This window comes from Atlantibacter sp. (assembly GCF_032062175.1).
Lineage (GTDB): Bacteria > Pseudomonadota > Gammaproteobacteria > Enterobacterales > Enterobacteriaceae > Atlantibacter.
This window is the reverse complement of record NZ_DAMBQK010000019.1, coordinates 1-10107: the sequence shown is the minus strand read 5'-3', so window position 1 is coordinate 10107 and position 10107 is coordinate 1. Positions and strand designations below refer to the sequence as shown.

At 57.2% G+C, this 10107-nt stretch carries 12 protein-coding genes; 7 read left to right on the top strand and 5 right to left on the bottom strand.

Annotated features, from left to right (window positions below):
- Positions 1-218 precede the first annotated feature (218 nt).
- From hybO to hybG, 7 genes are read left to right on the top strand one after another with little or no spacing between them, the layout of a single operon-like run.
- Positions 219-1349 carry a hydrogenase 2 small subunit gene (hybO, locus tag RT120_RS15905; RefSeq protein ID WP_312984083.1) on the top strand — a complete coding sequence of 377 codons (1131 nt, stop codon included), beginning with the start codon at positions 219-221 and terminating at the stop codon, positions 1347-1349.
- Entirely contained in the window at positions 1346-2362 is a 1017-nt protein-coding gene (gene hybA / locus RT120_RS15900; RefSeq protein ID WP_312984081.1) for a hydrogenase 2 operon protein HybA, read from the top strand. Before hybO ends, hybA begins: the two co-directional genes overlap by 4 nt.
- On the top strand, positions 2355-3530 hold the full coding sequence (gene hybB / locus RT120_RS15895) for a Ni/Fe-hydrogenase cytochrome b subunit (protein WP_312984080.1): 1176 nt from the start codon (positions 2355-2357) through the stop codon (positions 3528-3530). Before hybA ends, hybB begins: the two co-directional genes overlap by 8 nt.
- Positions 3527-5227 carry a hydrogenase 2 large subunit gene (gene hybC / locus RT120_RS15890; RefSeq protein ID WP_312984078.1) on the top strand — a complete coding sequence of 567 codons (1701 nt, stop codon included), beginning with the start codon at positions 3527-3529 and terminating at the stop codon, positions 5225-5227. Before hybB ends, hybC begins: the two co-directional genes overlap by 4 nt.
- Positions 5227-5724: a HyaD/HybD family hydrogenase maturation endopeptidase gene (locus RT120_RS15885; RefSeq protein ID WP_312984076.1), complete on the top strand. Its 498-nt coding sequence runs from the start codon at positions 5227-5229 to the stop codon at positions 5722-5724. The genes hybC and RT120_RS15885 overlap by 1 nt, the downstream gene beginning before the upstream one ends.
- Positions 5709-6197 carry a hydrogenase-2 assembly chaperone gene (gene hybE, locus RT120_RS15880; protein ID WP_312984074.1) on the top strand — a complete coding sequence of 163 codons (489 nt, stop codon included), beginning with the start codon at positions 5709-5711 and terminating at the stop codon, positions 6195-6197. The genes RT120_RS15885 and hybE overlap by 16 nt, the downstream gene beginning before the upstream one ends.
- A gap of 23 nt (positions 6198-6220) precedes the next feature.
- Positions 6221-6469: a hydrogenase maturation factor HybG gene (gene hybG / locus RT120_RS15875; RefSeq protein WP_312984072.1), complete on the top strand. Its 249-nt coding sequence runs from the start codon at positions 6221-6223 to the stop codon at positions 6467-6469.
- Between the two features lie 5 nt (positions 6470-6474).
- On the opposite strand, the gene RT120_RS15870 is transcribed toward hybG, so the two are convergent.
- From RT120_RS15870 to RT120_RS15850, 5 genes are all read right to left on the bottom strand, one after another.
- Entirely contained in the window at positions 6475-7563 is a 1089-nt protein-coding gene (locus RT120_RS15870) for an AAA family ATPase (RefSeq protein WP_312984071.1), read from the bottom strand.
- Positions 7564-7666: 103 nt separating this feature from the next.
- Positions 7667-7948: an acetolactate synthase small subunit gene (ilvN, locus tag RT120_RS15865; RefSeq protein ID WP_165461347.1), complete on the bottom strand. Its 282-nt coding sequence runs from the start codon at positions 7946-7948 to the stop codon at positions 7667-7669.
- Positions 7949-7951: 3 nt separating this feature from the next.
- On the bottom strand, positions 7952-9640 hold the full coding sequence (gene ilvB / locus RT120_RS15860) for an acetolactate synthase large subunit (RefSeq protein WP_312984069.1): 1689 nt from the start codon (positions 9638-9640) through the stop codon (positions 7952-7954).
- 112 nt (positions 9641-9752) lie between these two features.
- Entirely contained in the window at positions 9753-9851 is a 99-nt protein-coding gene (ivbL, locus tag RT120_RS15855) for an ilvB operon leader peptide IvbL (RefSeq protein ID WP_312984067.1), read from the bottom strand.
- Between the two features lie 17 nt (positions 9852-9868).
- A partial coding sequence (locus tag RT120_RS15850; RefSeq protein ID WP_312984065.1) for a hypothetical protein occupies positions 9869-10107 on the bottom strand: 239 nt, incomplete at its 5' end.

The following is a 10107-nucleotide window of genomic DNA, read 5'->3' as shown; positions in this document are numbered from 1 at the left end:
TCTTTCGCCATTACTGAAACGTTCAGCCTCACAATATTGTTCATCACGCGGAATCAATTAAAGTTTCGTTGATAAGTGTCAAAAAAATAATTATCAAAAGTTTCACTGTATAGCCCACAACGAAAACAAGGACTTTATGCTCGTGAAACTTCACCTCGCAGGGGAGATCGCTTCCCTGCGCCCGGAGCGTTCAGAGCAGAGGCTTTCGGGAGAACAGCATGTCCGAAGGACAAAACGCTTTTTATCATAATGGTATTTCACGTCGTGATTTCATGACGCTATGTGCAGCATTGTCGGCAACGATGGGGTTAACAGGCACCGCGTCAGCGGAGATGGTTGAGGCGATGTCTTCGCCGTCCCGTCCGCCGGTAGTCTGGATTGGTGCGCAGGAATGTACCGGTTGTACGGAATCGCTTTTACGCTCAACGCATCCCACGGTGGAAAACCTCGTGCTGGATGTGATTTCCCTTGAATACCATGAGGTGCTCTCCGCCGCCTTTGGTCATCAGGCTGAAGCAAACAAACATCGCGCCCTGGAGCAGTACAAAGGCAAATTTGTGCTGGTGGTGGATGGGTCGATTCCGCTGAAAGACGGCGGCATCTACTGCATGGTGGCGGGTAAGCCCATCGTCGAGCATATCCGCGAAGCAGCGGCCAATGCGGCGGCGGTGATTGCTATCGGTTCCTGCGCGGCCTGGGGCGGCGTCCCGGCGACGGGCGTGAACCCAACTGGCGCGGTTTCGCTTCAGGATGTCATTCCCAACATTCCAGTCATCAATATTCCCGGCTGCCCACCGAACCCGCATAACTTCCTGGCGACCGTGGCGCATGTGATCACCTTTAATCGCCCGCCGAAGCTGGATACCAAAAACCGTCCGCTGTTCGCCTATGAGCGCCTGATCCACGAAAACTGCGAGCGCCGTCCGCATTTCGATGCCGGACGCTTTGCGCGTGAATTCGGCGATGAGGGCCATCGCCAGGGCTGGTGCCTGTACCATTTAGGCTGTAAAGGGCCAGAAACTTACGGCAACTGCTCGACGCTGGAGTTTTGCGATGTGGGCGGCGGGATTTGGCCGGTCGGCATCGGCCATCCTTGCTACGGCTGCAACGAAGAGGGCATCGGCTTTAAAAAAGGCATCTTCCAGCTTGCCGAAGTGCATCAGCCCACGCCGCGTGCGCAGGTGCCAGAGGTCAATCGCCCGGAAGGCGGCGCGGTCTCCATGAGCGCAGTCGGGCTGCTGGGCGCGGTGGTTGGCGCAGTTGGTGGCGTCAGCGTGATGGCGGTGAAACAGCTTGGCCGTAAAAATCCAGCCGATAAATCCGCTGCGGATCGGGAGGAGAAGCATTGAACCGGCGTCACTTTTTTAAGCTGGCTTCCGGGGGCGCAGTATTAGCAGGGATAGCTCCCGCCGTACAAGCCGCAGCAGAAAATCGCCCACCGATCCCCGGTGCGCTCGGCATGTTGTTTGACTCGACCCTGTGCGTGGGTTGCCAGGCCTGCGTCAGCAAATGCCAGGAAATTAACCATTCACAAGCCAACGAATACCGTGGGGATACCTATGCCCACGGCGATAACACCTGGTCGGTGAACGACAAGCTCAGCCCCTACACCAATAACATCATCCAGATTTGGCGCAGCGGCGACGGCACCCATAAGAACCAGGAAAACGATGGCTACGCGTTTATTAAGAAGCAGTGCATGCACTGCGTCGACCCGAACTGCGTCTCCGCCTGCCCGGTCTCGGCGCTGACCAAAAACCCGAAAACCGGCATCGTGCAGTACGACAAAGACGTTTGCACTGGCTGCCGTTACTGCATGGTGGCCTGCCCGTTCAACGTGCCGAAATACGATTACGATCATCCGTTCGGTTACATCCACAAGTGCGAACTGTGTAACCAGAAAGGCGTTGAGCGGCTCGATAAAGGCGGTTTGCCCGGCTGTACCGAAGTTTGCCCGACCGGCGCGGTGGTTTTCGGCACCCGCGAGGAACTGATGGCGGAGGCCAAAAAACGTCTCGCCCAACAGCCTGGCAGCGAGTACCCCTATCCACGCCAGCGGGTGAACGGCCAGGATGTGTATCTGCATCCGGTTGCCCATTATCAGTCGCATATTTATGGCGAAATGGAAGGCGGCGGCACCCAGGTGCTGGTGCTGTCGGGCGTTCAGTTTGAGCACTTTGGGCTGCCCGCGCTCGATCCGCTGGCAACCGGGGCACGCTCCGAGCACGTCCAGCACTCACTGTATAAAGGCATGATTTTGCCGGTGGCGGCGCTGGCGGGCATCACTTTCCTGGTGCGTCGCAACTCCCGTATTCAGCATGAACAGGGTTCATCTCATAACAAGGAGGATGGCCATGAGTGACCATGCGCTTCGTCCCCTCGGCGGCAAGCTGTTTAGCTTCAGCATCAAGGTTCTCGCGCCGCTGGTGATTATCTGTTTCCTGCTGGTCGCCAAACGTCTGGTCATGGGGATTGGCGATGTCTCCGATCTTAACGGCGGCTACCCGTGGGGTATCTGGATCGCCTTCGACCTGCTGATCGGCACCGGTTTTGCCTGCGGCGGCTGGGCGCTCGCCTGGGCGGTGTATGTGTTTAACCGCGGCGAGTATCACGACCTGGTGCGCCCGGCGCTGCTGGCGAGTTTGTTCGGTTACTCCATGGGCGGGCTGTCGATCACCATCGACCTGGGCCGCTACTGGAATATGCCTAACTTCTTTATGCCCGCGCACTTCAACCCCAACTCGGTACTGTTTGAAACCGCAGTCTGTATGACGATTTACATCGGCGTGATGAGCCTTGAGTTGCTGCCTGCGCTGCTGGAACGGCTGGGCTGGAAAGTGTCGCTGCGTCGCCTGAATAGCGTGATGTTTTTCATCATCGGCCTTGGGGCGCTGCTGCCGTCTATGCACCAGTCGTCAATGGGGTCGTTGATGATTGTCGCGGGCTACAAGGTGCATCCACTGTGGCAAAGCTATGAGCTGCTGCCGCTGTTCTCGCTGTTAACGGCGTTCATCATGGGCTTTTCGATTGTGATTTTCGAAGGCTCGCTGCTGAAAGCCAGCAATACCGTCAAACAGGATGAAACGCCGCTGTTCCGTAAGCTCACCACTGTGATCAAGGTATTCCTGTGCCTGTTCCTGGTGCTGCGCATCGGCGAAGTGGTCTGGCACGGCAAGCTGCCGCTGGTGTTTGCCGGCGACCGCTACTCGTGGCTGTTTATCGCCGAAATCGTACTGCTGGCCTTGCCGCTGGTGATGCTGCAAAGCGCCATGCGCCATAGCGCACGTGGGCTGTTTATCAGTGCGGTATGCCTGCTGCTGGGCGCGGCGCTGTGGCGTATGAACTATTCGCTTATCGCTTACGATCCGGGTAACGGCTATCACTATTTCCCCACCGCCAGCGAAATCCTGATTTCCATCGGCTTCGTCGCCGTTGAAATCGCCGCATACGTATTACTTACCCGTTTACTGCCAATTTTACCTGCGCAACAGGGCCGGTCAGAACGCATTAAGGAAGAGATAAAATTATGAGTCAACGTATCACTATTGATCCCATTACTCGCATCGAAGGCCACTTGCGGATCGACTGTGAAATTGAGCAGGGTAAGGTGGTTAAGGCATGGTCCTCCGGCACCATGTGGCGCGGCATGGAAGAGATTGTCAAAGGCCACGACCCGCGCGATGCCTGGATTATCGTACAGCGTATCTGCGGAGTGTGTACCACCATTCACGCTATCGCCTCGGTGCGCGCGGTGGAAAACGCCCTGAAAATGGAGATCCCGGTTAACGCCCAGTACATCCGCAACCTGATCCTCGCCGCTCACCAGATCCACGACCATATCGTGCATTTCTATCAGCTTTCCGCGCTCGACTGGGTGGATATCACCTCGGCGCTGAAGGCCGACCCGGAAAAAGCCGAAGCAATGCTGAAAGGCGTATCGACCTGGTCGCTGAACAGCGCGGCGGAATTCACCAAAGTGAAGCAGAAGATCCAGGCGCTGGTGGACAGCGGCCAGTTGGGCATTTTCGCCAACGGCTACTGGGGCCACAGCGAAATGAAGCTGTCGCCGGAAGTGAACCTGATTGCCGTGGCGCACTATTTACAGGCGCTGGAGTGCCAGCGCGATGCCAACCGCATCGTGGCCATCCTCGGCGGTAAAACGCCGCACATCCAGAACCTGGCGGTAGGCGGCGTGGCAAACCCGATCAATCTTGACGCGCCAAGCGTACTGAACCTTGAGCGGCTGATGTACGTGAAGTCGTTTATCGACAAGCTGGGCGACTTTATCGAGCAGGTTTACAAACCGGACGCGGTGATTTTCGCCGCCAGCTATCCGCAATGGCTGCAACTGGGTAAAGCCGCCGATTTCTACCTGGCGGTGCCGGATTTGCCGGTCGATCGCAAAGGCGAAACCTTCGCTATCCCCGGCGGCTATATGAAAGGCGCGGATTTCACCACTTTCCGCCCCATCACCAGCCATACCGACAAATATCTCATCGACGGCATTGAAGAGAGTGGCAAACACGCCTGGTACAAAGACGACCAACCACTGAAACCGTGGGAAGGCGAAACCAATCCGCAGTACACCGGCTGGCAGGAAGACGGCAAATATTCCTGGGTAAAAGCGCCAACGTTTTACGGCAAACCGGTGGAAGTTGGCCCGCTGGCCTGGCTGCTGTGCGGCCTGGCGGCGAAGCACGAAGGCACCGTCGCCCATTACGAAGGCATGAGCAAGCTGTATCAAACCCTGACGGGCCAGACGCTGACGCCGGATCAACTGCAATCCACCTGGGGCCGCATTCTGGGCCGCGCGGTACGCACCGGCGTATTGCAGGATTCACTGACCCAGCAATATCAACTGCTGATCGACAATATTAAGCGCGGCGACGTGGAAACCTTCGTGAAGCCGGAATTCCCGGCGGGCGAAATCCGCGGCGTGGGTTTTGAAGAGGCGTCACGCGGCATGTTGTCCCACTGGATTGTGATTAAAGACGGCAAGATCGCTAACTATCAGGCGGTAGTGCCTTCCACCTGGAACGCTGGACCGCGCAACTTTAACGATGAGCCGGGCCCGTACGAGCGCGCGCTGATCGGCACCACCGTTGCCGACCCGGAAAAACCGCTGGAAGTAGTGCGTACCGTACACTCCTTCGACCCGTGCATGTCCTGCGCGGTACATATGGTGGATCTCACCGGCAAAGAGCTGAGCAAGGTTAAGGTGCTGTAATGCGCACACTGGTATTAGGGATTGGGAATCTGCTGCTGAGCGACGAAGGGATTGGCGTTCGCGCCATTCAGGCTCTGGAAGCGCACTATCAGATCCCCCCGGAGGTCGAGCTGTTTGACGGCGGCACCTCCGGCATGGAGCTGATGGAAGCCATGGCGGACCGGGATTTACTGATCGTGGTGGATGCGGTGCGCAGCAATCACGAGGCAGGCAGCGTGTTTATCCTCGAAGATGACGAGGTGCCCGCGCTGTTTACCGAGAAACTGTCTCCGCATCAGCTTGGCCTGTGTGATGTGCTGATGGCGCTGAAAATGACCGGGGAGTATCCCCGGAAGTTGATTCTGATTGGCATCGAACCGGCGTCTCTGGCGCCGGGTATGACGCTAACCGCCACCGCGCAGCGGGCGCTGGAAGTGGCGCTGCGCGAAGTGCAGCGCCTGCTGGCCGAACACGGAATGGAAATACAACGGCAGGATGAACCATGTGCGACGATCTGATCTGGGACGTGGAAGGCTGGCGTAACAGCCCGGCGGCAGCGCTCGAAGCGCAGTTTAACCGCGTCGCCGAACTGCAAATGGCCGATTTGCCGTTTTATCAGGCGCATATGCCCATCAAAGCCTGTGGCTTTCAGCTTTTTGAAGGCCAATGGGTGGGGGCGATGCTGACGCCCTGGATGCTGGAACTGGTGGTACTGCCCGGCCCGGAACAGCAGTGGCCGCGCCGTCAGGTGGGCTCCCGGCTGGCGTTAACTTTTCCGGCGGGCGACATGGCGTTTCGCGTCGGCGAGTTATCGCCGGAACTGCATTACGTCGCCTGTTCGCTGATGTCGCCGCTCGATCCGCATCTCAATGCTGAGCAGGCCATTATGCTGGCAGAAAACAGCGTCAGCCTGGCGCTGTCGTTACCGGTGCGACGCGACGCGCCGGTCAATATGAGCCGTCGGGCCTTACTGCGCGGCAAAGTCGCCTGAGTTAAGCATTACAGGAGTAAATTATGTGCCTGGGCGTTCCGGGGAAAATTATTGTCGTCGGCGAAGAGATCCACGAGCTGGCGACGGTGGAAGTTAACGGCGTGCAGCGTCAGGTGAATATCGCACTGGTCTGTGAAGACCATCCGAGAGATTTACTGGGCTGCTGGGTGCTGGTCCACGTCGGGTTTGCCATGAGTATTCTCGATGAGGACGAAGCGCGCGATATGCTTAGCGCGTTAGAAAATCTCACCGGCGAAGCCTATCTGCATTAATCCTGTTATGAGAGACGCGTCACCTGCGTCTCTCCCTCTTCCATCCCCAATTGATACAGCGTGAATGGGGTGTATTGCTCAATCAGATTCGCCAGTTCCGGCGAGTGGCTGGTCAACCAGATTTGCGAAAAGCGCGAAGCTTCGGCGATCAGTTTCGCCAGCGCGGGCAACATTTGCGGGTGCAGGCTGTTTTCCGGCTCATTCAGGGCAATAAACGCCGGAGGACGCGGGCTTAATAACGCCACGGCCAGGCACAAAAAACGCAACGTCCCGTCAGAAAATTCGGCAGGCTCCAGCGGACGGGTTAAGCCTTCTCGCTGCATCAGCAGTTGAAAACGTCCACCCGGATTTTCACAAAAGAACCGGCAGCCCGGAAATGCCTGCTCGAGAATCGACATCAATAGCCCTTCATCGCCAATTTCAACGATGGTCTGAAACGCCGCCGCCAGGTTCGCGCCGTTGCTGGCTAAAACCGGGGAGCGGAATCCCACCTGCGGCTCGCGCAGCGCGGAGTTTTTCGATACCGCAAACTCATGGTAAAACCGCCAGTTACGCATCGCTTCGCGCATTTGCGACACTTCCGGGTAAAGATGCGGTTCGCCCAGTTGCCCGAACACCGATTCGTTCTCATACAGCGTGCCACTGTGGGTCACTTTTTCATGATGGACATTGTTTAAGAACACCGCCTGATTTTTGCGGCGCATGAGCTGTGCCGACGCGCGGCGCTGATGATCGCTCAGCCAGATACTCTCTTCTTTGATGACCGGATCGAGGTTAAACAGCGAGGGATACGGTACTTTCTCGACAAAACCGAACTGCAATTCGTATTCATAGCTTTCGGTTTCCACCGCCAGCGTTACGCGGCGCTTTTCATCACGTCGGCTTTGCCCGGCCCAGAATACCTTAAGTATGCCGCCTTCTGCGGCGAGTTCCTGCGAAAACGCGCCCTGCGCGGCGCTGTGCATCAAATGAATCGCTTTGTAAACGTTGGATTTACCCGTGCCGTTCGGCCCAAAGATAATATTCAGCCGTTCAAGCTCCAGCGACAATCGCTTGATGGAGCGGTAATTTTCAATATGCAGCGTTTTGATCACAGATACCTGCCGGGCTAACGGACTGTGGAGCTCAACGCCACAGCCGGTTTATCATCAGCCCGAGGGTAAAGTAACTTTTCGCGTGATGCAAAAAGTCAGCGCATTACTGGAAGAACAATTCCAGTTTATTAAACACGCCCGGATCGTCCTGATGGCGGATAATCTGGATCACGTCTTCCAGCTTGTCGATTTGGCTGACCATTTGTTCCAGACGCTGGTCGTCTGCGACCTGTAGCCAGATGCGGCTGTGGTCACCGTCCGGTAGCGGCAAACACAGAATGCCTTCCACGTTGAACGCACGACGGGCGAACAGCCCGCACACATGCGACATCACGCCAGGGTGGTTGCGTACCGTCAGTTCCAGAATTACGTTTTGTTGTTGCATGGCTTATTCTCCTACCATCTCTGTATTAGCCGCACCTGGCGGAACCATCGGGTACACTTTTTCCTGCGCATCGATACGCACGTGGATCAGGCAGGGGCCAGGGCGCGCCATCGCTTCGCACAGCGCCGCCTGCGGGTCCTGCGCCTCGTTCAAATCACAACTGCTCATTCCAAAGCCTTCGGCGATTTTGATGAAATTGGTCATGCCCGGATAGGTAGCCTCAAACACGTTCTGCTTGTAGAACAGGCTTTGCTGCTGATGCACCAGCCCCAGCGCCTGGTTATTCATCAGGATCACTTTGATGTTCAGGCCGTTTTCGGCGGCGGTCGCCATCTCCTGGATGTTCATCATCAGACTGCCGTCACCGGAGAAACAGATAATCTGGCGCGCTGGTTCAGCCAGCGCAGCGCCAATCGCCGCAGGCAGGCCAAAGCCCATGGTGCCGAGACCGCCTGACGTCAGCCACTGGCGCGGACGGCGCAGCGGGTAAGCCTGCGCCGCCCACATCTGGTGCTGGCCCACATCGGTGGTGATGATGGCGTCTTCTTGCGCACAGGCTGCCACCGCTTTGATCAAGCCGTAATGGCACAGCGGATCATCGGCATTGGGCATACTGAACGGAAATTCCTGTTGCAGCGACGCCACCAGCGCACGCCACGGCGCACGTTCAGTGGGCATAATGCGCGGTGTCAGTTGCGTCAGCACTTCGGCTACGTCGCCCTGAATGGCGATATGCGGCTGTTTGATTTTGCCCAGCTCGGCGCGGTCGATATCCACATGGATGATTTTGGCGTTCGGGCAGAATTCCTGGGTTTTGCCTATCGCCCGGTCATCAAAACGCGCGCCGAGAACAATCAGCAAATCCGCTTCCTGCAAAATAAAGTTGGTGCTGCGCGCGCCGTGCATCCCCAGCATACCCAGCGACAGCGGGTGATCGGTGGGCAATACACCCAGCGCCATCAGCGTCATGGTGGTGGGTAAGTTAGCCTGCTCCGCCAGCTTGCGCACCTGCGGCGCGGCATTGATGGTGCCGCCGCCCAGATACAACAGCGGGCGCTTCGCCTGGTTGATCATCGCCGCCGCATCGGCGACCTGCTGCGGGTTAAACGCCGGGGCAGGTGCACAGCGGCCCGGCTCCGGGAAGCTCTCAATGTCGATTTCCGCGTTCTGAATATCCTTCGGAATATCAATCCATACCGGCCCCGGACGGCCTGACTGGGCGATGCGGAATGCGTCGCTGATCACCTGCGGCAGTTCGCTGATATGACGTACCAGATAGTTATGCTTGGTGATGGGAATGGCGATGCCGTAGGTGTCGACTTCCTGGAACGCGTCCGCGCCGATCATTGAGGTGGCGACCTGGCCGGTAATGCAGACCATGGGAATCGAATCGAGCCGCGCGTCGGCAATCGCCGTCACCAGGTTAGTCGCGCCCGGTCCGCTACAGGCGATGCACACCGCCGGTTTGCCCTGAGTCCGCGCCATGCCCTGGGCGATAAAGCCCGCGCCCTGCTCGTGGCGCGCCAGAACGTGGCGAATTTTTGTGCTCTGGCTCAGCGCGTCGTATAACGGCAGAACGGTGCCGCCGGGAATACCGGTTACGGTGGTGATGCCCTGACGCTCCAGCAAATGAACGATCAGTTGCGCGCCGGTAAAGCGTTGTGGTTGTGAAGTTGTGCCCATTGTCGCCATGCTCCAGTCCTTTCTCTTTCTGGGCCAGCTTTACTTTCCGGGCGAGATAAACAAGAAACCCCGCTCGGTTGCGCCGGCGGGGTTTTTGGAATCGATGCGTTGACTCGGGACCCTACGGCGCATTGCCGACGACCACCACCACACGCACGACGACCACCGCGGCAGGTTGCGCGGTTAGTAGTAGGTCGGAAGTGTGTATGAATGCGGTCATGGGATCTCAGTTCTTGATCAACGGTAAAATTTATACAAACACAGCGTTGCGTTGCTGACAAGGGGTTTATTGTGTGCAGAAAAAAATCCGTGAGATTTATCACAAACGCATTCAACCCAACGCAGCAGGGAAAAATCAGGATTAACGCTTAAAGAATGGAGAAATTCAGGCGGAACTGAAAAACAAAAAACCCCGCCAGAAGCGTAATGCCGATCAGTTAAGGATCGGTTGACCGATCCGGCAGTTGTGCAAAAAT